Genomic DNA, 22,135 nt, shown 5'->3' on the forward strand with positions numbered 1-22,135 from the left:
GAGTAAGACGACCGTAGAAAACTATATTGCTAATCAGCGAAAAGCATAATGGTATTCATCCCTTGTTTGAAAGCAAGAAAATTCTGCCAAATTTATATTAAATATAAAAAAAATAATAGTGAGGCCCTCGTCATGATTGAAATCCTGCAACGTCAAATCCAAGATATTCCAATTCTGGAAGTAGTTCCGGATAACTTCCGCCATCAAGCCCTGCCGCTCATCGTCTTTTATCATGGATGGCGGTCTGAAAAAGAGTTGGTACTCACCCAAGCCCGCAAGCTGGCCCAGCACAACTTACGCGTCATTTTACCAGACGCTATGAATCACGGCGCGCGTCAACAACCCGTCAGCAGTCTGCCATCAGTCACGTTTTGGCAAAGTATCCAAGGCAATCTGGCAGAGTTTGAGTTGTTGATTAACTTTTATCAAACCCGCCATTTGATTCTCAACCACCAAATTGGGGTTGGCGGTTATTCCATGGGCGGGATGACGACTGGCGCATTACTCACTCAGCATCCCGAGATCAAAGCTGCTACCATTATTATGGGCACGCCTAATCTAAATGCTTACGCTGAGCTGGTGCGAACAAGCGCTGCCACGCATCACCGTTACTTACCGCATGATATGGCCCAATTAACGAGTTGGCTTGATAATTACGACTTGAATCTGCATCCGGAAACCATTAATCATCGCCCAGTGCTATTCTGGCACGGAACGGACGATGAACGGATTCCATATCATCAGGCCCGTAACTTTTTCGACCGGGTCCATCGACAACCGTATGCCGAACAAGTCGCGTTCATTACCGGCTATCAGGCTAAGCACCTAGTGAAAGTTCCGTTAATGGAAAAAGTGGCGAATTTCTTTGATTATTATCTTAATTAATCAGCTCATTGATAGCTAGTCGTACTAATTGGCCAACTCACGGCAGTCTCCCAAAAATTCAGACCAGCTTCAAAGGCCCGCTCAAGTCATACTGAGTGGGCCTTTTTTAACAAGAAAATAGCTATGTGCCAGCCCCACCAGAGGGCTACCCCATAACTATTACGTTCAACTTTAGTTTTCAGTCCGTGCTGGGCGAATCCGTTTACCCCAATACTGGAAGTAATCGGTCCGTAACGCCCCGTTATACAATTTTCGGCGCTTAGTGGCTTTCTTGCCGAAATAATCTTCAAATTCTAGATCACTCGTCAAGATATATTTACTCCAACTAGGTAACTTCGCGTAAACTTGACCCATTTGCCGATATAAAATCCGCACCGTGTCACGATCACTTAACCGTTCCCCATAAGGTGGGTTGGCAATGATCACGCCATTGATCTTTTCGGTCGTAAAGTCTTTAACGGCTAATTGTTTGAACTGGATATCATGTAAAATACCCGCTTCTTGAGCATTTAACTTGGCAATATCGATCATCTTACCATCGATATCGTAACCACTAATATCTAAGTCCATGTCATAATCTGCTTGACTATCGGCTTCATCACGTAATTCTTGACTCAAGCCTTTCGGAACCCAATCCCACTTTTCACAAGCAAAAGCACGGTTGAACCCTGGCGCAATATTACGTGCTAATAAGGCCGCTTCAATCGGGATTGTTCCCGACCCACAAACGGGATCAACAAATGGATTGTCTGGATACCACTTGGCTAACATGACCAAGGCCGCTGCCATGTTTTCCTTCAATGGCGCGCCACCTTTTTCTAACCGGTAGCCCCGTTTGAATAAGCTGGAACCAGTCGTGTCTAAGGTCAATAAGACTTTATCCTTATTGATAGCGACTTCTAATGGGAACAAAGCACCAGTTTCAGGTAAATGCCCATTCCGATGGTAAGTGCTGGCCAATTGGTTCACAATCGCTTTTTTAACGATTGATTGGACATCCGGCACACTGTGTAACTTGGAGTTACGTGATTTCCCTTCAACTGGGAATTCCGCATCCATTGGTAAGAGTTGGTCCCAAGGTAACGCCAAGGTCTTTTCGAAAAGTTCATCAAAGCTGTAAGCGTTAAATTCACCAACAATAATCTTTACCCGATCGGCAGTGCGTAACCATAAGTTGGTCCGTAAAATATCTTTGATGGTCCCGTTAAAACGCACCCGGCCATTTTCAACTTGCGTTTGGTAGCCTAAGTCGCGTAATTCGCGCCCAACCAAGGCTTCAATCCCGCTGGCACATGTTGCTAGTAATCTAAATTCTTCCATAGTTTCCTCCTGCCGTTTTGGCATGATGATTTATTTCTATTTATATGTTAATTCAGTTAACACGTCTTCTACAGTTTAGCATAATTACCTAAGTTAAACGCAGTTCGACTACAATCCACACCGAATTTATTCACTGTGTACGCTTGATACTAGTTGAAATTGCCCCCTGCCGGTTGTTTCTAAAATGTTGGAACGCCATGGGTCATTTTGAAGCCAAAAGTCTGGTCTTCAAAACTGACCTCGGCCTAAATCCGAACAGCCCACTAGTACTAAGCCCAATGACACAGCTAAAAATTTTAGAAAGCACCGGCTCGGCTAAAGCTACCGGTTGAACTGTTCATAAATTAGCAATCAATTAACGCCGGGCGGGTCAGAATTGGCTCAGTGGTGTCATTTGACTTAGCCGGTGATTTTCCGGGTTAGTCAAAGCTCGGCTTATGAGACCGCTCTTCGGCTCATAAACGCGGCCACCACGTTCCAGCCGATACTGACCCAACCAGAGTGGCAATTTCTGCACTAGTACCGAGTGTTTGTTCTAAAAACGTTCGGAAAATTTCCGTATAAAAAAACTGGGACAAAAGCGAACTTTTGTCCCAGCATTCTGTCGACATGTAAATCCCTGTAGGCCACGTTTTGTACCATACTGAAGCACAGACGTCAGTCAGTATGGCGGTAATCATCTATCTCAAGATTATTAATCTCCTCGACCACTTTGTTCAAATTCCAGTGTGATCGACTCCCCTACCGTAAGTTTGGGTTTCCCGCTCGTGGGGTTTACCGCGTTCCAAACTAGCCGTTTCCAACTAGTTATCGTCACTGTGGCACTTTTCAGGCATACTCGGGCATAGCTTACGCCTTAGCCGTTTTTGCCGCCGTAAACGATGATAACATCGCTCCCCCGGTTTATAGCCGAGCACGGACACTACAAGCATCGCAGCTTGTGCGGGCATGGACCTTCCTCAATCAACATAAGTTGACCGCGATTACCCAGGATTTACACTGAATCACGTTTAGAGTCGGTGTGATTCATTTTGATTATTGTCTAATTGAGCACCAAAGACGTGGCGTTCCAAATTAGATAAACGTTTCAGAATATCCATGTTCGTCACCGTACTAGTTGGTTGTGAAGATGGACTGGTTCCGCCCACAGCGACTTGCTTAGTCAGTTCGTCAACTTTTGCGCGTAACCGTTCGTTTTCATCTGAAAGTTGTTGGTTATCTTTATTAAATGACTCATAGTCCTTAATGACATTATCTAAAAAACCATCCACGTCTGCTGGATCATAGCCCCGCATCTTTGGTTTGAATTCTTTTTGCAGGATGTCTTTGGGAGCAAAATTACGTTTAGCCATACTTAAAAACACCTCATTGTTATTCGCGCGACACCAAAATAGGCATCCGCATTACTTAAAACATTGTAGCAGACTTTATTCAAAATTAAAACCATTATTCTGTTTTTCTGCATACTCGGTCGCACTTTCTTGCAACCAATCAAAATCAATCAAGGTCAGCGGATACGGATGATCTTCGCTAAACTTTTGAATCAAATCATAGTCGTACGTAGGCTTACCGGGATTATCTGGATCATACACCAATGTCGCTGCATCGGTATGGGTCACCATGAATTCTTGATAGTTTTTTAATTGTTGAGGATTTTCATAAGATTGCTTACTAACTGCCGCATGGAAGTCCACCCGTGCTAATAATCCTTGTAACTTGGCTTGATTATTCTCATTCCAGCGGCCGCCAAATTCACCATATGGTAGCATCATCGCGACTTTTAATTCAGGATACGTCTGCTTTAGTTCCAGCCCGACTTCGGCGCACCACTGTTCAATTCCCAGCTGACCGCCAGTAATCAACCAATCCACCCCATCTTCAATCTGACTAGTCAGATATTCGGTCAATGCATATTTAATCACTTTTAATTTATCATCTTGTTCTCCAAAGACGTTTAATTCGTAGCTTCGATAGCCACTTAGCCATAATCGACTCACAAAAAAGCCCCTTTCAACTTGACTAACAATTTCCTTAAAGCCTCACAGATATTTCACATTGGCCGCTTTAATGGTAAAATATGACAATATTAGGAGGTTGATAATTTGACGATTCGTTATCCCAACGGCAAGGCTTATCGCCAACCTTCCCCAAGCAACAAACCGCATTCTAAGTTTGCCAACGTTAACTTCGGCGATCGCGGAATGAGTTTGGAAGAAGAACTTAATGCCAGCAATACTTATTATCTGGAAAATGATATCGCAGTTATTCATAAAAAGCCAACGCCCATTCAAATCGTGAAAGTTGACTATCCGAACCGCGCTGCTGCTGTCATTCGTGAGGCGTATTTCCAGCATGCCTCCACGACTGATTACAACGGGGTCTACCGTGGTAAATATTTGGACTTTGAAGCGAAGGAGACCAAGAGTAAAACAGCCTTTCCACTCAAAAACTTTCATGAACATCAGATCGAGCACATGCGCAAATGTTTGCACCAAGGCGGCATTTGCTTTGTTATCATTCGCTTTGCCGTCTTAGAACGGTTATTCCTATTAAAGGCGACTGATCTCAATACTTACTGGGACCATCAAGCGGATGGCGGCCGTAAATCCATCCCACTCGCTGATGTGGAACGCTTGGCTACAGAACTACACTATCAACTTAATCCACTAATTCCATACTTGGATGCCGTGGATACTATCATTAATGTGTCACCATCAAGTCACTAAAGGAGAACATCATGGCAGGTAACAATGATCAAGATTCACGGGTGGCGCGCAAGCGCAACCAACCCCAACCCCCGAAACGGCATTGGTTTCGTCGGATAGTTCTAACATTAATTGCATTATTTGTGGTGGGCGCCCTTGCTGGTATCGGTTTATTTTTCTATTACGCGCAGAGTTCACCAACGATTACCGAAAGCAATCTCAAGAGTGAAAATGCCACCCGGATTTACGATGCCAACAACAAATTAATTGCTAACTTCGGGACTAGTAACCGGGAGTACGTCAAGTCTAATCAGATCCCCGCAACGTTAAAAAGTGCGGTAGTTTCCATTGAAGACCGTCGCTTCTACCAACATAAAGGCGTCGACTACTACCGGATTCTCGGTGCAGCTTTAGGTAACTTAAAAGGCAGTTCACTCGGGATGCAAGGTGGGAGTACCTTGACAATGCAGCTAGTCAAACTCTCCGTCTTTTCAACCAATACTTCGGACCGAAACTTACGGGTTAAAGCTCAAGAAGCTTGGTTAGCTTTAAATGTTGAAAAGCACTTCAGTAAAGCCCAGATTCTGGAATTCTACATTAATAAAGTTTATATGGGTAACGGGATTTACGGGATGGGTACCGCCGCTAAGTATTACTATGGCAAGTCACTCAATAATCTAAATCTGAGTCAACTGGCCCTCTTAGCCGGAATGCCACAATCACCAACTTACTATAATCCATACACGTACCCAAGCTATGCGACGAACCGTCGTAACTTGGTCTTGCAAGCGATGTACGACAGTAAAGCCATCACTAAGCAGCAAGAAACCACAGCCGAAGCGGTGAACGTGAAGACGGGCCTTGCTAAGACCCATGGCAGTATCGTCACCCAACAGAAAAAGCAAAAAGTGATCGATGCCTATCTGACGGAAGTTAGAGCGGACCTTAAGAAAAAGGGGTATGATCCCGCTACCAGCGGTGTTAAAGTCTATACCAACCTGAACATGAACGCCCAACAACGGTTGTATGACATCGCCAATACGTCTAAATATGTGAGCTATCCTGACAAGAACTTCCAATTAGGCGTTTCGGTCGTTGATTCTTACACTGGTAAAGTTTCTGCGATGATTGGTGGTCGGAAGCATACTAACGTCACTTACGGTTTTAATCGAGCGGTACGAACCGATCGTTCCAATGCGTCAACAATGAAACCAATTCTCGACTACGGTCCCGCAATTGAATATGAAAGCTGGCCAACCTACAAAACGGTTGCCGACACGAAATTCAAGTACCCTGGTCACAACACGTCTGTCAATGACTTTGACAATAATACCTTAGGCAATATGACGATGCGTTCAGCCCTCGTTCAATCGCGGAATATTCCCGCCGTGCGGACTTTAGCACAAGTTGGGCGAACCCGAGCAAAGAACTTTGCTAACCAACTCGGTATGAACCTCAAAGGCACTATTCCATATTCAAATGCGATTGGTGCTGAAGTTTCATCCTTACAAGTGGCCGGTGCTTACGCCGCCTTTGCGAATGGTGGGACTTATCACAAGCCATACTACATTAACAAGATTGTGACTCAAGACAACCGCACCGTTAATTACACCAGTAATGGTAAACGTGTCATGAAGCAATCGACGGCCTATATGATTACGGACATGCTTAAAGACGTTATCAATTCCGCTTCCGGGACTGGGACGACTGCCAAAATTAGCGGCGTCTACCAAGCTGGGAAGACCGGGACCGATGATTATCCAGATAACCTTAAAGGAACGGTGCCTTCTGATGCAATGCTTGATTCTTGGATGGCCGGCTATACGAAGAACTATTCCGTTTCAGTCTGGACCGGGTATGATCAAAAGAATCAAGGTTATATCGATAATTCTAACGCCAAGATTTCACAAAATATTTATCGTGAGATGATGACCTACTTGCAACAATATTCACCAAATTCCGATTGGGCCAAACCAAGCTCAGTCGGCACCGTTAAGAAAAACGGGATTGAAGAATTATACGTCGTTGGTCACCTTTTCTCTAATGCTGAAGCCAACTCCGGGACCACCGGCAGTAGCATCAACAATGGGACGACCACCACGCAATCTTCATCGAGTTCGACGGATCATACAATGACCCAAAGCTCATCGAGTTCAGCTAGTTCCAGTGAAGCGGCCTCAAGTTCCAGCGAAGCCGCCAGTTCGAGTGAAAGCTCTAGTGAAGCGGCTAGTTCCAGTGAAGCTAGTTCAAGCTCGCATGAAGCCTCCAGTTCAACCGCTGCTAGCTCCAGTACAGCCGATAACAACCAGCACGCTGGTCAATAGTCAGCCAAGTTAAAAGCACGTCTCAGCAAGCCCTAAACGGCCAATTGAGACGTGCTTTTTTGGTTATAATTGTTTATTCTACACAAGTTAACCATTTTGTTACCAAACTTTTACATCATCATGCTAGTTAACGGGCGCCAAGTTCACTATGCTAAAGAAAAAAGGATGGTGTGCTCCATGCGACTTAAATATCCATGGTTATTAGGGATAGCGGTATTGCAACCCTTGTTAGTCATTTACTACCGACAACGACTCTTAACGGCCTTTTGGTTGCCTTATCGAGGCGTGCCCCAGCTTTTCCAAACCTTTGATCATTGGCGCGCGACCAATCAAGTGACCTTGGCCTTTTTTATCGGGCTGCTTTGCCCACTAGTCGCCTTTTTGGTAGTGAATTTTTATCCAGTTAACCGCCAACAGCGATTTCCAAATTACTATGGCTTACTTAGCGCCCCTGCCATCTTTTTAGAACTAAGCTTTCTGATCGATTTCATCAGTCATTACACACTACTCAACCAGACTGAACTACTATGGATACTAGTTTACACTGGCACGTTAAGCCTAATTGTACTGAGTCATTTAGGCTATCGTTATTATGCATTGCATCACTAAGCAGGCCTCACTGATATACCCAATCAGTGAGGGCCTTTTATTTAATTGTCAGCCACCGGTCCCGCTAAATGACCTTAGCTACGCTTGGTGCTAGTCCAAATTACCGCCTACCGGTTGATTAAAGACAATACATCAATCGCTGATAATTAACGATGGGCGGGCCAGCGTGGCAATTTAAGCCAAGACTATAAAAAAGCCACTAAAAACAGCAACAGCCTGTCTTTAGTGGCCCAGATTAGGGCGTAGTTATTGTTTAACCCATCTCACGATTCTTTTGAGCGGCTGCATGCACCGTATCCATAATCAAGCCTCTAAAACCGCCATCTTCTAAGACACGCACCCCCGTAATGGTCGTTCCAGCTGGGGAACAAACCATATCTTTCAAGTCACTAGGGAGTCGACCCGTTTCAAGAACCATTTTGGCAGCGCCGTATACGGTCTGAGCTGCAAACTTATAGGCATCTTGACGTGGCAATCCTTCGAGAACCGCCCCATCAGCTAACGCTTCAATAAACATGTAGACGTACGCCGGTCCTGATCCAGAAATGCCAACAACAGCATCAATCAAGTGTTCTGGAACTAGTTTTGCCAGTCCAAAGCTATTAAAGATCGCCAAGACGGCTTGTTGATCATCCACAGTTACGACTTCATTTGTCGCAATGGCGGCCATCCCCGCCCCAACCAATGCTGGGGTATTAGGCATAACACGCACCAACTTATTCTTATTAGAGAGGAGCGTCGTTAGATGGGCTAACGTCACCCCCGCGGCAATGGAGACCACCAGCTGATCTTTCGTAATCACCGATTTCAAAGGTGTTAGAAGGTTATCTAACACTTGCGGTTTCACTGAGACGACCACAATCTCCGATGCCTTGACTAATTCATCGGCGGCCGTATAAGGCTGAACATTTAGGTCGGTTTGCAAGCTCGTTAAGGCTGCTTCTGAAATATCAAACACCTTAATTTCATCAGGACGATAAAGGCCAGCTTTGATCAGACCACCCATGATGGCCCGCCCCATATTGCCGCCACCTAAGAATCCAATAGTATGTGTCATCGTTTTTCCTTCTTCCTTATCAGTCGTCTTAAAATAGTAAGAGTGCCATATAGTTAGCAAGTACCCCGGCAGCTAAACCACCAATCAATTGCGCTAGCATTGCAAAGGTCGTTAATTCTCGAACCTTCAAAGCATCGGCAACGGACGCATGTGAGGAGACGAAGCCAGCCCAGCACCAAGCAATCGCAAAGTAGACGGTCATATCATGCATTCCGATAGTCCCAGCATCGGCCATCTGTTTAGCACCAGCTAAACTGGCTCCAGCGGCACCTAATGATGTGAGCGGCAATCCTAGTGATTGTGGATTAACCAGACCAAACATCGGCTTTAAGATAAAGGCCAACTTATCACCCAACATCGTCAACAAGCCGGTCCCTTCATAGGCGACGCCTTGATAGACGGCTTGACCGTCAACCATACTAGGGCCATTAGTCAACATCATCACTAACGTCGTGAATATCAAGACGCCAGGAATCACAGACAGGCCTAACTTAACCCCCGCTTTACCACCATCACAGACAGCATCTAGCGCCCGTTGCATCGGACTTCCACTACGGATCTGCCGATAGCCAGCTGGTACTTTTTTCGTATTAGCATTGAGGTATTTATCTTCAACCCCGGCGGTTGTTCCATACATTCGCTTAGTCTTCCACATCAGCATGCGGGTACTAATAATCCCACCAACAATGGCACACAGCGAGCCAATTCCCACACAGGCCGCGAACTTACCAGACTTAATTCCTAGGACGCCCCCAGCCAGAATAACGCCCATCCCAAAGGTCGTCCCAAAATTTAACATGGTCGTCCATTGGTATTTCTTAAAATACTTAGCAACTGCTGGATCCTGACTCGGAATGGCAATCGCGGCATTATCAGAAAAGTAGGTGGTAATTGCGCCTAAAGCAGCCACCCCTGGTAAGTTAAATAGTGGCTTCATGAGTGGTGCCAATAATTTATTCAGTAATGCCGTCACCCCAAACTCAGTAAACATTGTTGAAACCGCGCCGGCTAAAACCGCCACCCCCATAATATAAAAGCAAGTATTTAACAAAAGATCATGGGCGGTCGACATCACAACACTAAACATGGTCCCAAATCCCATGACACTGGCAAAATACCAGCCTAGTAATAACAAGAAAGCAATACAGAAGAACGTTCCTTTACTGATTTCAGGACGGTATTTCAAAGGATCTGGAATTGTCCGGGTCTCTTCTGACACCGCTTTCATTTCTACAGGTCGCGATGCTGCTTTTCGCATTGCCATCCGTATCCCCCCTCTCAATAACCGAAATCTTGAGATGTTCGGGAAATAATCTCATCTTGCAACGCCCGGTCCAGATTATTAAAGTAGTCACTATAACCGGCCACCCGAACAATCAAATCTTCGTAATCTTCAGGGTGTGCTTGGGCATCTAATAAGGTCTGACTATCAATCACGTTAAACTGTAAGTGATGACCGTCAATTGCAAAGTAACCGCGAATCAGCGTCGCCATATTATTCAGTCCGTCTTCACCGGCAACAACCGCTGGTGTAAATTTCTGATTTAATAATGCCCCGCCAGTCTTCAATTGATCGAGCTTAGCAGCTGACTTGATTACCGCTGTCGGACCATTCCGATCGGCCCCTTTTTCTGGAGAAACCCCGTCTGGCAATGCAATCCCCGCATGCCGACCATTGGGACTCGCTTCCATGACTGAACCAAAGTAAACATGACAAGTTGTCGGCAAGAATTCAACCACGGTCTTGGACCCCTTCGGCGTGTATTTACCAGCAATTTTTTCTTGTAAAGCGTGGCTAACATCCACCAGAATCCGATCGGCATACGCATCATCGTTGCCATATTTCGGTGTTTGATTATAAACAAGATCAAAGATTTCATCATAACCCTTAAAGTCCGCCTTGCAGGCCTTTAAGATATCATCAATACTGAGCCGTTGGTCTTCAAACACTTGTTTCTTGAAAACACTTAACGAATCGGTAATCGTGGCAACGCCCACACACTGAATGTAACTCGTGTTGTAGCGAGCGCCACCAGCGTTATAGTCAACGCCAGCTTTAATGCAATCATCAGTGATGACCGAAAGTAATGGCACCGGCATTTCTTCCATGAATAACCGTTCAATCAAATTATTTCCTGCAATTTTAACCGTCGCCACATAATCCAATTGCTGCTTAAATGCTGCCAAAAGTTCATCGTAAGATTCAAAGTTTCTTGGATCATCAAGATCTAAAGCGACCAACTTGTTAGTGTACGTGTCAAAGCCGCGATTTAAGACTAGTTCCAAGACTTTCGGCACGTTTAAGTAGCCGGTCAAAACATAGGCTTCCTTACCGGCACAACCAGCTTCAACGCAACCACTACAAATGCCTGAATCTCTGGCATCATCGAGCGACTTACCAAGATACATTAGTTCTTGAATGATTGCTTCAGAGTTATAAAATGCCGGTTGTCCCCAGCCTTTACGCGAGATCTTCAAGGCCTCTTTTAAGAAATGTTGCGGTGACTTTTTAGAAATTTGAACGTTAGAACTTGGCTGTAACAACTTCATTTCGTCCATCGTTTCTAAGATCAGATACGACACGTCACTAACTCCGGAGGTCCCGTCAGCCCGTAGCGCCCCCGTATTGATATTACAAAAATCGGTATAAGTCGCACTTTCTTTTAATGTAATCCCAACTTTAGGTGGTGCTGGTTGATTATTGAATTGAATCCAAAGATTTTCTAGCAGTTCTTTTGCTTCATCACGTGTCAAACGTCCGGCAGCGATGTCAGCCTTGTAGAATGGTTCTAAATGTTGATCCAACTTACCGGGTGAATAGGCGTCCCAGTTATTCATTTCGACGGTGACCCCGATATGGGTAAACCAATACATCTGAATGGCCTGACGGAATGTAGTTGGGGCATGGGCTGGAACGACATCACAAACGTCTGCAAGCGTTAACAATTCAGCTCGCCATTGGGGATCCGTTTCATCTGCTGCTAGTTCACGTGCTTGTTGCGCATATCGTTGACCAAAGATAACCATTCCTTCACAAACTAGGCGCATCCCTTTAAGCTCTTCACGACGATTAAAAGCGTCAAGATCCTTTAAAAAGTCAATTTTTTCAATCTCGGCATCAATATCGGCCATAAAATCAAGATAACCTTTTTGGTAAATCTTCCCGTCAGCGACCGTATGACCAGGGCCACGTTGTTGCAGGAACTCAGTATATAAGCCTGCGTTGAATAAATTATGCCATTCTTCAGGTAAGCTCGCATTCATCTTCGTCATCATGGCCCGATCTTTCCAATAAGGGATGATCACTTCTTTTTGAATCCGCCGATCTTCATCACTAACCTTGAAGAAGACGCGTTCACGATCATTCATATTCGAAAAATCTTCCATGGTATGGCAACATAACTCTGGAAAAGTTGGTGCGGCCCATGGGCGATCTCCTTTTTCACCAATGATTAAAGCCCCGCGTTCTAAGTACAAGGTCCGCTTTTCCATAATATGTTTAAAGGCTAACCCTCTGAGTACCGGGGTCGACACGTGGCCTTCCCACTTTTTATAAGCTTCCGTCATTAACACTGCGCGTTCCATCGAGATACTTGGTTGACATTCCTTTTCACTAATTTGGCGTAGCCGTTGAATTCGAGGGGTACTGCCACGTAACGGTTTGGTTTCCATTTTAATCGTCATTATTATTTCCTCCTAAAAATCACCAATAGTTAACCACCAATTTTTACTGGGACACCATAATCTTCCCAAGCTTGCTTAATAACCGCTAACCGGTCATCAGTTGGAACCTTGAAGTTTTGGGTACATTCACGATTTAGCTTCCGATACTTATCACGACCAAAATCATGGTAAGGTAACAGGCTGACCTCTTCAACATGAATGTGATTAGCTTTGATCCAAGCCAATGTCCGCTTTAAAATATCATCGGTATCATTTAAGTCTTTCAGTAGAATAAGTCGTAGTATAATGCGCGCCTGATGATCACTCAAAAATTTTAAGTTATTAAGGACTTTCTCGTTAGTCGCTCCCGTATATTTTTTATGTTGTTGTGAATCAATGAACTTTAAATCGTATAAGTAAAGATCAGCATACGGCAATACCCGTTCCAAGTTGCGTTGCGATACAACGCCACAAGTATCGATTGCCACAGAAATCCCCCGCATTGCCAGTCGTCGGGTCAGCTCCTCAATGAATTCAATCGGTTGGGCCATTACTTCACCACCGGATAAAGTCACACCGCCCCCCGATTGGTCATAAAACAACTCATCTTTAGTCGCAATCTCAACCAGTTCATCGATTTCATACGTTTTTCCTAAAAGCTCAGCCTGACCATCCTTATTTAACATCGGCTCGGGTTTAAAACTTTGACTCTCTGGATTATGGCACCACTGGCACTGAATCGGACATCCTTTAAAAAAGATCGTTGTCCGAATACCCGGGCCATCATGCGTCGAAAACTTTTGAATATTAAAGATAATTGGTTTTCTCACGTCATCCCTCTTTTCATGTAAATGAAAAAAATCCTTAACACCTAATTAATCATTATTAATCTTCTATATAAGAACATTCCTGAATAATAGCACCGTTGCTTTATGACTTGTTACTTTGTTAACAAGCTCATCATAATTCATCTAGGTGAAAATATCAACCATATATTTATTATAAATTCATTTGAAACGTATTTTTACTCTGATTAGCCTAACTGAGCACCGCAAACAATTGCTTTTTGGGGTCGTTAGATTAATAATTAATTTTATACATGAATTAGAGGTGATCCTATTATGAATATTGGTGAAAAGGTCAAAAGCCTACGTTCACAACATAAGATGACGCTCAAAGATTTGGCAACGCAAGCAGATCTTTCAGTCGGCTTTTTATCACAGTTTGAACGTGGTATGACAACCATCGACGTGGCCCATTTACAAACAATTGCTGATATTTTCGGCGTCTCAATCCAAATCTTCTTTGCAACTAAGGAAGTCCAAAAAAGAGACGTCATTCGTAGTTATGAACGAAAAGATCAACGCCGCTTAAATAACGCAATTTATGAATCTTTGAGCGCTGAGAGTGCTGACCTTACGATGCGTCCTGAATTGCTCATCTTGTTACCTGATGAAAAGCAAGAATTACCTGAAGCTTACACGCACGAGGGCGAAGAATTCGTCTATGTCTTAGCAGGTATCTTGACACTGGTCATTAAGGACAAAGTTTATCAACTCTATCCAGGTGATGCGACGCACTTTAATTCAATGCGCTTGCATAATTGGGCGAATCAAGGGCAAAGCTTGGTCAAATTATTAGTCGTCCATAGTGGTAACCTCGGTGGTCATGATCACTACGAAAGTCAGGCAATCGCCCGCTAAATTTGGTTGGTCATTACCGCGGTTACTTAGTCGCATACACATGACTCAAAAAAATAGGGTTTCAGCAAATTAACTTGCTGAAACCCTATTTTGATTGCCTTTTAATGATCACCCAACTTAAATAACGGAATCTTTGGACCAGCATTCTCGCCAGTCTGTCGCTGATTGGCTTTCGGTGCTTGATTCAAGCGTTTATTCAAGCCGCTATTCCGATCTGCTTCGATCTGCGCCGCGGTCGTGAGGTTCTTCTTACTCCAATTGAGTAAGATTCGATCCATATACTTCAAATTATAAACCTGACTCAAAACGGCTTCCCGTAAAGCTAGTTCGATAATTTCTGGTTGGTAATGATCTTCGTCAAACCATTTACTAATAAACTCCATCTCAAATGAGGACAAGGCTCGACCAAATTCACTTTCAATACTGCGAAAGACCTTCTGTCGCTGATTACCATCATCAACCGCGGTTGCCGCCGCTGGTTTGGGCTTGGTTAACGCGACGGCCAATTTGTCATAAATGCCATCAAAATTATACCGATCATGAATCTTTTTATCGGCGGCGGTCACCGATTCAATCGTTAGTAACTTTTTTGATAACAATTCATGCAACCGTTGAAAAACCGTATTAGCAGGTTCACCCATACTTTGGGCAACCAAATTAGCATCTGGAAATTCACTCCCCTGATCCATCAGACGCTTGAATTGTAAATACACGACTAATTCTTCACTGGTCATCCCAATTTCATGATAATGCAGCAATAACACGTTCGGTAACGTGGTCTGCCCATCCTTGATTAGTGCTTGTGCTAGTGGTTCCATGTTAACCCCCTATAATGACAACAAACGGGCTGTTGATTAGTCCATTAACCAACGAGCCCGTTTGTTCAATTAACCGTTACTGTGCTGAATGTTCAGCGATTTTCTTAGTCATAAAGTCTTGCAACCGTTGATAGGCTTTGCGTAACGAAGCCATATCAGTCGCATAGCTTAAGCGGATATGCCCAGGTAATCCAAAGGCTTCGCCAGGAACCAGGCCCACATGTGCATCTTGTAAGACCGCCGTACAGAAGGCTGGAGCATCGGCATACCCCGCTAAACGCAACGCTTCTGTCACGTCAGGGAATAAGTAGAACGCCCCGGCTGGCTTACCAGCTGGTAATTTGAACCCTGGCAAGCTTTTAATCAATGGGTAAAGTTCATTTAACCGTTGTTCAAAGCCTTGCCGCATCGTCTCAACAGAAGTCTGATCACCGCCAAAAGCTTCGATTGCAGCGTATTGTGAGACAGCCGCGGGATTACTAGAAGCATGGCCCAAGACCACCCCCATCTTCGCCATAATAGCTTTCGGCCCGGCCGCATAACCAATTCGCCAGCCCGTCATCGAATAAGCTTTAGAGACGCCGTTAACCAATACCACGTGACTCATATTCTCATCGCCCAGTTCCAACACTGAAGTGAACTGATTGCCATTGTATAAGAGCTTCTCATAGATCTCATCAGCAATCACTAGCACATCATGTTGAACGGCCCAGTTCACAATCGCCGTTAATTCCGCGCGACTAAAGACTAGCCCAGATGGATTTTGTGGCGAATTCAAGACTAAGGCTTTCGTATGTGCCGTTCGCTGGGCTTCCAGGTCAGCGACAGTAAAGCGAAGTTGTCGATCCGTGCCGACTTCCACCGGCGTTCCGTTAGCTAACTTAACTTGTTCTGAATAGCTGACCCAATAAGGAACGGGCAACAAGACTTCATCGCCGGGATTGATAATCACTTGGAACAATGTAAACAAAGCCAACTTAGCGCCATTGGTCACCACAATCTGGCTCGGGTCAAAGTGATAGCCATGGTCCGTTTCAATCCGCTGACTGATGGCTTGCTTTAAAGCTGGTAACCCGGTTGCTGGCGTATAAAAGCTGGCTTGCCCATTTTGAATGCTCTCAATCGCCGCTTGTTTAATATTATCAGGTGTCTGATAATCAGGCTCCCCGATGCCTAAGTTAATGACATCGATGCCATCTGCTAGCATCTGCTTGGCCTGCGAACTAATTTTTAATGTCGCAGACGGTTGAATCTGCATCACTTTTCGCGATAATTCCATAAACGACCGGCTCCCTTTCAAGTTAAATATTAATAATTGATTTTAATTGATTCCCATTAGAATATTGTAAAACTTCGTAACACAAAGCCTTTTTGGCATTCAAATAGGTGACTTCCCAGACAACTTGGCCATTGTACTTACCAATGGTGGCCTTGATCACCTTGCTAGGATTACGTTTGGACCAAACCTTACGTAGCGCTTGTGTCCGGGTGAGTCCAGCCGATTGTTTAACCACCGTTGTTTGATGACTTTTCTTCGTATTAATCACCGCATAGACGGGGACGTTTTTTTGGTTCGTTCCAGTGACCACGTAGTAACTTTGTGTGCCATTATATTGGCTGAACGCGGTCGTGGTTTTCAGCTTACCTTTATTGACGGCGACGCTATATGCCGTTTTTTGAGCAGTATGCATCGGTCGTTGAGCGACCCAGAGTGTACCGTAAATGGCGACGATCACAGCCAAAACGACTAATAAAATAATCATCACTAACCGTTCTGGTCGGCGTCTTCGTTGAACTCTCATATTATCCCTGATCCTTTCAAAAAACAGATAGCTATATTATAGCAAATTCCAACTAACGCGGAACACTTTCACAATTAGTTTTGAAAAAAGTTTGATAATTCGGTCGTGATTTCAGAAACTGACCCTTCAAACGGTGGCAACGCTTTGGGCAACGCCTTTAAAATCGTTTTGCCATACCGTTTAGTGGCGAGCCGATCATCTAAAATAATCGCCGCACCAGTATCTTGTTCCGTCCGAATAAGCCGACCGATCCCTTGCCGTAACTTCAATGCCGCTTTGGGTAAGGCTTCGTTATAGAACGGATTCAGTTGAGCCTGGCGTAATTGCTGATAACGGGCTTTAGTCGTCGTCTGATCCGGTGATTCAAATGGCAATTGGGTCACAATTAAGAGTTCTAGTTGTTCCTGTGGCAGATCTATACCTTCCCAGAAACTGGCCGCCCCTAGTAAGATTGCATTGTTGCCTTGCATAAAGCGCCGCAACAACTTTTCACGACTACCATTGACCCCCTGGGCTAAAATCTCGCGGTCAGCGGACACGTTCGTCTGGTGCAAGCTGTAAAAGACCGCTTCAATCATACTCAACGAATTAAACAAAATTAAAGTTTGCTTGGGCGCAGCGTTCACAATCTCACTGATGGCGTGCGTTAAATAGCTCACACGTTGCTTACCACTCGGCTGTTCCGGACCACGGGCATCAGTGGCAATCATCAGCCGGGCCTGCTTCTGTAAGTCAAACGGCGTCGATAATTGATGGTGCTCGGTCGTCGTTGGATCAAGGTCGAGCTGATCGTACACATATTGTGACTTACCCGTGGCAAACAGCGTTGCGCCGGTAAATAACGGCGCACTGAAGTAAGGATACAGTTGGGCTTTAAAATAACCCTTAGTATCAATCAAACTTCCCGCAATCGTTAAACTGCCGCGATCATGCCATTGATTTAAGCTGACCCAGAAGACGCGTTGTTCCCGGGTTGCCGGAATTAACCAAGTCTGTAACAGGTCATAGGCTTGACGCAAAGTCTGGAGTCGATTATAAAAGTCGTCCAAAACATGCTGCTCGGCTGGTAAGATCTCTGTTTGGTCATGTTGATATTGTTCATTTAACTGTTGGAACTGCAAAAAACAATTCTCAATCGCCGTTTGTAATTGGCGAACTAAGGTATTGTTTTCAGCGAAGAACTGGGTCACCGCTTCGGTCGTAATCGCGTATTCTAACGGTTGACTCCCGCCCTTTTGCTTCGGTACAAACGTCCGCGCCAAGGCCGCCTGCAATTGTTGTAAATGCAGATCGGTATCATTCAACGAATTGTCTAGCAGTTGCAAGCGATAGTCAGCTTGAGGCTGTTCAGCAAATAATGACCGCAGATTCAACCCGTGCTCTTGGTCAATCCGACTCGTCAAGCTGTGGCAAGCTGCCATGTAAAAGTTAAAGTCGAAACGTTGCCGGGATTCCCGTAAGACCCCATCGGCCAAATGTTGTGCTTCATCAAGCACCAGCAATGGCTGTTGCTGCCGACTGCCCAATTGCGCGACATGCCGCATCAAATAGGCATGATTCGTAATGATAAACGTGGCTTGGGCCGTCAATTGATCCCGGAAGCGCAAGAAGTCTTCCTTAAAGAATGGATCATCGGCTTTAAGCGCGGCCACCCCATGATGGGCAATTTCGCTAAAGTACGGCGCTTGATACGTTGATAGATGTAACTCATCTAAATCACCAGTCGTGGTCGTCGTGAGCCAAACTAAAACTCGTAATTTTAATAATTGAGTCTGTTTAGAGTGTTCATGCAACGCCAACCCACGATTGAAACGTTCCAAGTCAATATAATGTTGATTGCCTTTAATAACGACCGCGGTTACTGGCGTCGGCAGCAAAACATTCAGTAACTGCACGCCCTGCGTCAACAATTGATTTTGTAAAACCGTGGTCGCGGTACTGATAATCACTTGGTGTTCATTTTGCGCTAAATACGCTAACGGCAATAAGTAACCAAGCGTTTTTCCAGTTCCCGTTGGGGCTTCAATCATTAGCGGCGTGCTTTGATCCGCCTTCTTGGTGTAATGACGATAGATTTGATTCATCATCCGCGCTTGTTGCGGCCGATACGTCAGATCATCCCCGAATAATTGCAACTTTTGCTTCTTCGTTAACGGATAGCGGGTCTGGCTCCGGCCTTCAGCATGTTGCGGTAGACTCTTTTTACGAAGCGCTAGCCCATTACAGATCATTAAGTCTTTCGGCAACCGGGTCGGATGCTGTTTACCTTGTTGTAACGCCAACGCAAATAACTCACTCGTTTCACGTGGCAACTCCGGTGTTAAGCGCACCATCGCCTGTAAAGTAATCAACGGCAGATGGGCTAAACGTTGTTGTAAGAAAATGAATAAATGAGCCGTGGCAATGGCATCACTGTCAGCAGCGTGAGGATGCTGATGCTTAATATTCAACAAACTACTCAAATCGCGTAGCCGAAAGCTCGGCGCCGTGGGTAGCAGAATCTGGCTTAACGAAACGGTATCGACCGCTTGAATAGGCAATTCTGGGTAGCCCACCCGTTGGAGCTCTGCATTAATAAAAGGTAAATCAAAGTTAACGTTGTGTGCCACAAAGACAGTCCCCTGTAACAAGCTGTAAACCGTCCCAGCTAAGTCATCAAAAGGCGGGGCTTTGCGAACCCGCGCATTACTGATACCCGTCAAGTTCTCGATTACTGGCGGCACCGTGGTTAGTGGATTAACATCGGTCGCAAAGGTATTAATTATTTTATTATTTTTCACAAACGCACAACCGATTTGAATAATTCGGTCGCCGTCTTTAACACTAGTACCAGTCGTTTCAATATCGACGACGGCATAGGTGGTGTTTGGTTTCATAGGTCATTTCCCCAAATCAAAACTTAAGATTAAATTTCATCATAGCATATTATTATTTCAAGCTGTTGTATCAGCATTTCAGCAAAGATGCTCAAAATAAATTATAGCATAGCTAGTAGTAAAAAAATCCCATGATAATCAATTAAGATTGTCATGAGAGTTAATCACGATGCCTTAAGTTGGCCGGTACTTGCAACTGGTTACAACTTTACCGACAGTCATAAAAAGATTAGCGTAATATCAAGTGTTCGCCCCGTTCATTCATTACTAGCTGCCCCAAATATATCATGCCAATCACCAGTACCTCACTTCAATATTCAGTTCCAATCGCGTAGCCATCATCTTCCCAGCTAACTTGACCCGTGGAAAAATCCCGCATAATACGGTATTATTAACCTATTAATAATTCATTTAGAAAGGCAGCGACACGATTGAAAAATCTAGCTACCGGCACTAGTCATGCCAAAATTATTTTGATTGGTGAGCATGGTGTGGTTTACGGACAACCGGCCATTGCGCTACCCATCTCGACGATTCAGATGCAGGCCGTCATTCACCAGCGTGATACGGTCCAAACCGTTAAGAGTCGCTACTTTAATGGGGATTTTCATGCCATGAGTGCGAACTTAGGCGGGATTCAATCCTTAATTCAGACCTTACTTAATCGGTTTGAAGCTCCCGACCAAGGTTTCGATATTCATATTACGAGCGATATTCCATCTGAACGTGGGATGGGCTCCTCCGCCGCGGCGGCAGTGGCGGTCACGCGGGCGTTTTATGATTTCTTCGACCAACCGTTATCACAACAAGTTCTCTTAAAAACCGCCAATATTGCGGAGAGTTATACGCACGGTCAACCCAGTGGCTTAGATGTGGCCACGGCCAGTGCGAAGTCCCCCGTTTGGTTTATTAAGGGACGGGAAAACTACCCAATTCCGGTTAAAATTCCCGGTTATCTGGTTATTGCGGATACTGGTATCAAGAGTCAGACCAAAATTGCCGTGGCGACCGTTAGAAACTTGTTAATGGTTGAAGGTGAGCATATTCAACATCGCATCGACCACTTGGGCTTATTGACACGCCAAACGCGTGACGCGCTTGCTAACGGTGATTTAAGTGCCTTGGCAACTGCGCTTAATGGCGCGCAAGATGATCTGCGCTCGTTAGGCGTCAGTCACCCGGCTCTAGAACAGTTACTCGCCGTCGCCCGACAAAACGGGGCTTTAGCCGCTAAGTTAACGGGGAGCGGTCAAGGCGGCTGTATGATTGCGGTAGCGCCCGAAAAAGCCATTGCCAATACGTTATCTCAAAAATTATCCGCAGCTGGGGCAACCGCAACCTGGGTTGAACCGCTGCTCAATGACGATTAAAGCGGAGGATACTCATGTCGAAACTAGTTACGGCTAAGGCCCATACTAACATTGCGTTAGTCAAATACTGGGGTAAAAAAGATGCCCATTTAATGTTGCCACAAAATGGCAGTATCTCATTAACTTTGGATCACTTTTACACCGAAACCAGTGTGCAGTTCCAACCAGAATTGACAGCGGATCAGGTTTATTTTGACAACCAGTTAATTGCCCCTGCGAAAGCCGCACGAATGACGACTTTTCTAGATCTTATCCGCCAGCGTAGCGGTCAGCCGAACTTTGCCACCGTCCGGACCACTAATCACGTGCCAACTTCGGCTGGTTTAGCTTCGTCAGCTTCCGGCTTTGCTGCGCTGGCCGCAGCCGGCAGTCGCGCGGCTGGCTTAGATTTAACGCCCATCGAACTCAGTCGGTTAGCACGCCGAGGCTCCGGTTCAGCGACCCGCTCGATTTTTGGTGGTTTCGCGGAATGGCATGCCGGTCATGACGATGCCAGTTCTTATGCGGAACCGCTTCAAGATCCAGTTGATTGGGATATTCAAATGATCGCGGTGGTTTTAAAAGCCACGAAAAAGCCCATCAGTTCTACAGCAGGAATGGCCCGCGTCGTCGCGACTTCGCCCTATTATCCGGCTTGGGTCCAGACCGCTAATCACGACCTTGACGAGATGCGCCAAGCCATCCTTAATAAAGATTTAACCAGTGTGGGCGAGATTGCTGAGACCAACGCCATGCGAATGCATGCCTTAAACCTGAGTGCCAAACCAGCGTTCAATTACTTCACGGCTGACACGCTAACGGCGATTAAGGCCGTGCAAGACTTGCGTGCTAGCGGGGTAAACTGTTATTATACTTTGGATGCGGGTCCTAACGTGAAGATCATTTGTGCCGGTCAAGACACACCAGTCATTATGACTGCGCTTCAACGTTATTTTGCGGCAGCACAACTAATTGTTACCAAACCGGGACCCGGAATTTCAATCACGGAACATTAAAAATTTGC

At 45.1% G+C, this 22,135-nt stretch carries 18 protein-coding genes and 1 other RNA gene; 7 read left to right on the plus strand and 12 right to left on the minus strand.

The genetic code is table 11. The annotated features are described in order from the left end of the window. Window positions 1-132: 132 nt before the first annotated feature. Window positions 133-885 (plus strand): alpha/beta fold hydrolase, encoded by a 753-nt coding sequence (locus FFM80_RS12665; RefSeq protein WP_137641131.1) that lies wholly within the window; start codon window positions 133-135, stop codon window positions 883-885. Between the two features lie 171 nt (window positions 886-1,056). On the opposite strand, the gene FFM80_RS12670 is transcribed toward FFM80_RS12665, so the two are convergent. From FFM80_RS12670 to FFM80_RS12685, 4 genes are all read right to left on the minus strand, one after another. Continuing rightward, on the minus strand, window positions 1,057-2,205 hold the full coding sequence (locus FFM80_RS12670; RefSeq protein ID WP_137641132.1) for a THUMP domain-containing class I SAM-dependent RNA methyltransferase: 1,149 nt from the start codon (window positions 2,203-2,205) through the stop codon (window positions 1,057-1,059). Between the two features lie 617 nt (window positions 2,206-2,822). Then, window positions 2,823-3,200, minus strand: an RNA gene (gene rnpB, locus FFM80_RS12675) — RNase P RNA component class B. A 15-nt stretch (window positions 3,201-3,215) separates the two neighbouring features. Beyond that, window positions 3,216-3,557 (minus strand): cell division regulator GpsB, encoded by a 342-nt coding sequence (gene gpsB / locus FFM80_RS12680; protein WP_137635388.1) that lies wholly within the window; start codon window positions 3,555-3,557, stop codon window positions 3,216-3,218. Between the two features lie 75 nt (window positions 3,558-3,632). Continuing rightward, complete coding sequence (locus FFM80_RS12685) at window positions 3,633-4,202, minus strand: SLOG family protein (protein WP_137635387.1); 570 nt, start codon at window positions 4,200-4,202, stop codon at window positions 3,633-3,635. Between the two features lie 105 nt (window positions 4,203-4,307). On the opposite strand from FFM80_RS12685, the gene recU reads away from it, so the two are divergent. From recU to FFM80_RS12700, 3 genes are all read left to right on the plus strand, one after another. Next, a complete protein-coding gene (recU, locus tag FFM80_RS12690; RefSeq protein WP_137641133.1) occupies window positions 4,308-4,931 on the plus strand; it encodes a Holliday junction resolvase RecU in 624 nt (207 codons plus the stop codon). Window positions 4,932-4,942: 11 nt separating this feature from the next. After that, the gene (locus FFM80_RS12695; protein WP_137641134.1) at window positions 4,943-7,234 is read left to right on the plus strand and encodes a transglycosylase domain-containing protein; all 2,292 of its coding nucleotides are present in this window, start codon (window positions 4,943-4,945) and stop codon (window positions 7,232-7,234) included. A 177-nt stretch (window positions 7,235-7,411) separates the two neighbouring features. After that, the gene (locus tag FFM80_RS12700; RefSeq protein ID WP_137641135.1) at window positions 7,412-7,843 is read left to right on the plus strand and encodes a hypothetical protein; all 432 of its coding nucleotides are present in this window, start codon (window positions 7,412-7,414) and stop codon (window positions 7,841-7,843) included. 253 nt (window positions 7,844-8,096) lie between these two features. On the opposite strand, the gene proC is transcribed toward FFM80_RS12700, so the two are convergent. The 4 genes from proC to FFM80_RS12720 are packed head-to-tail and all read right to left on the minus strand — an operon-like array spanning window position 8,097 to window position 13,393. Then, complete coding sequence (gene proC, locus FFM80_RS12705; protein WP_137641136.1) at window positions 8,097-8,900, minus strand: pyrroline-5-carboxylate reductase; 804 nt, start codon at window positions 8,898-8,900, stop codon at window positions 8,097-8,099. A gap of 28 nt (window positions 8,901-8,928) precedes the next feature. Beyond that, the gene (locus FFM80_RS12710; RefSeq protein WP_137641137.1) at window positions 8,929-10,164 is read right to left on the minus strand and encodes a CD0519/CD1768 family membrane protein; all 1,236 of its coding nucleotides are present in this window, start codon (window positions 10,162-10,164) and stop codon (window positions 8,929-8,931) included. Between the two features lie 14 nt (window positions 10,165-10,178). Further along, window positions 10,179-12,584 carry a trans-4-hydroxy-L-proline dehydratase gene (gene hypD, locus FFM80_RS12715; protein ID WP_137641138.1) on the minus strand — a complete coding sequence of 802 codons (2,406 nt, stop codon included), beginning with the start codon at window positions 12,582-12,584 and terminating at the stop codon, window positions 10,179-10,181. A gap of 29 nt (window positions 12,585-12,613) precedes the next feature. Continuing rightward, the gene (locus FFM80_RS12720) at window positions 12,614-13,393 is read right to left on the minus strand and encodes a glycyl-radical enzyme activating protein (protein WP_137641139.1); all 780 of its coding nucleotides are present in this window, start codon (window positions 13,391-13,393) and stop codon (window positions 12,614-12,616) included. A 291-nt stretch (window positions 13,394-13,684) separates the two neighbouring features. On the opposite strand from FFM80_RS12720, the gene FFM80_RS12725 reads away from it, so the two are divergent. Then, on the plus strand, window positions 13,685-14,266 hold the full coding sequence (locus tag FFM80_RS12725; RefSeq protein WP_137641140.1) for a helix-turn-helix domain-containing protein: 582 nt from the start codon (window positions 13,685-13,687) through the stop codon (window positions 14,264-14,266). Window positions 14,267-14,367: 101 nt separating this feature from the next. Here the strand turns inward: FFM80_RS12725 and FFM80_RS12730 are convergent, their stop codons facing one another. From FFM80_RS12730 to FFM80_RS12745, 4 genes are all read right to left on the minus strand, one after another. Then, entirely contained in the window at window positions 14,368-15,084 is a 717-nt protein-coding gene (locus FFM80_RS12730) for a DnaD domain-containing protein (RefSeq protein WP_137641141.1), read from the minus strand. A 76-nt stretch (window positions 15,085-15,160) separates the two neighbouring features. Continuing rightward, the gene (locus FFM80_RS12735) at window positions 15,161-16,363 is read right to left on the minus strand and encodes a pyridoxal phosphate-dependent aminotransferase (RefSeq protein WP_137641142.1); all 1,203 of its coding nucleotides are present in this window, start codon (window positions 16,361-16,363) and stop codon (window positions 15,161-15,163) included. 22 nt (window positions 16,364-16,385) lie between these two features. Next, on the minus strand, window positions 16,386-16,886 hold the full coding sequence (locus FFM80_RS12740) for a cell wall elongation regulator TseB-like domain-containing protein (RefSeq protein WP_137641143.1): 501 nt from the start codon (window positions 16,884-16,886) through the stop codon (window positions 16,386-16,388). Between the two features lie 74 nt (window positions 16,887-16,960). Then, window positions 16,961-19,762, minus strand: coding sequence for a helicase C-terminal domain-containing protein (locus FFM80_RS12745; RefSeq protein WP_137641144.1), 2,802 nt, complete (start codon window positions 19,760-19,762; stop codon window positions 16,961-16,963). 431 nt (window positions 19,763-20,193) lie between these two features. Between FFM80_RS12745 and mvk the strand changes: the two genes are divergently transcribed. After that, the gene (gene mvk / locus FFM80_RS12750; RefSeq protein WP_137641145.1) at window positions 20,194-21,132 is read left to right on the plus strand and encodes a mevalonate kinase; all 939 of its coding nucleotides are present in this window, start codon (window positions 20,194-20,196) and stop codon (window positions 21,130-21,132) included. A gap of 14 nt (window positions 21,133-21,146) precedes the next feature. After that, the gene (gene mvaD / locus FFM80_RS12755) at window positions 21,147-22,127 is read left to right on the plus strand and encodes a diphosphomevalonate decarboxylase (RefSeq protein ID WP_137641146.1); all 981 of its coding nucleotides are present in this window, start codon (window positions 21,147-21,149) and stop codon (window positions 22,125-22,127) included. Window positions 22,128-22,135 lie beyond the last annotated feature (8 nt).

It is taken from the genome of Lactiplantibacillus dongliensis (assembly GCF_005405105.1).
Taxonomy (GTDB): Bacteria; Bacillota; Bacilli; order Lactobacillales; family Lactobacillaceae; genus Lactiplantibacillus; species Lactiplantibacillus dongliensis.

Excerpts from the sequence above, each read along its gene's own strand:
- FFM80_RS12665 (WP_137641131.1), top strand. The coding sequence starts at position 133 with ATGATTGAAATCCTGCAACGTCAAATCCAAGATATTCCAATTCTGGAA.
- FFM80_RS12670 (WP_137641132.1), bottom strand. The coding sequence starts at position 2,205 with ATGGAAGAATTTAGATTACTAGCAACATGTGCCAGCGGGATTGAAGCC.
- gpsB (WP_137635388.1), bottom strand. The coding sequence starts at position 3,557 with ATGGCTAAACGTAATTTTGCTCCCAAAGACATCCTGCAAAAAGAATTC.
- FFM80_RS12695 (WP_137641134.1), top strand. The coding sequence starts at position 4,943 with ATGGCAGGTAACAATGATCAAGATTCACGGGTGGCGCGCAAGCGCAAC.
- FFM80_RS12700 (WP_137641135.1), top strand. The coding sequence starts at position 7,412 with ATGCGACTTAAATATCCATGGTTATTAGGGATAGCGGTATTGCAACCC.
- proC (WP_137641136.1), bottom strand. The coding sequence starts at position 8,900 with ATGACACATACTATTGGATTCTTAGGTGGCGGCAATATGGGGCGGGCC.
- FFM80_RS12710 (WP_137641137.1), bottom strand. The coding sequence starts at position 10,164 with ATGGCAATGCGAAAAGCAGCATCGCGACCTGTAGAAATGAAAGCGGTG.
- hypD (WP_137641138.1), bottom strand. The coding sequence starts at position 12,584 with ATGACGATTAAAATGGAAACCAAACCGTTACGTGGCAGTACCCCTCGA.
- FFM80_RS12725 (WP_137641140.1), top strand. The coding sequence starts at position 13,685 with ATGAATATTGGTGAAAAGGTCAAAAGCCTACGTTCACAACATAAGATG.
- FFM80_RS12730 (WP_137641141.1), bottom strand. The coding sequence starts at position 15,084 with ATGGAACCACTAGCACAAGCACTAATCAAGGATGGGCAGACCACGTTA.
- FFM80_RS12735 (WP_137641142.1), bottom strand. The coding sequence starts at position 16,363 with ATGGAATTATCGCGAAAAGTGATGCAGATTCAACCGTCTGCGACATTA.
- FFM80_RS12740 (WP_137641143.1), bottom strand. The coding sequence starts at position 16,886 with ATGAGAGTTCAACGAAGACGCCGACCAGAACGGTTAGTGATGATTATT.
- FFM80_RS12745 (WP_137641144.1), bottom strand. The coding sequence starts at position 19,762 with ATGAAACCAAACACCACCTATGCCGTCGTCGATATTGAAACGACTGGT.
- mvaD (WP_137641146.1), top strand. The coding sequence starts at position 21,147 with ATGTCGAAACTAGTTACGGCTAAGGCCCATACTAACATTGCGTTAGTC.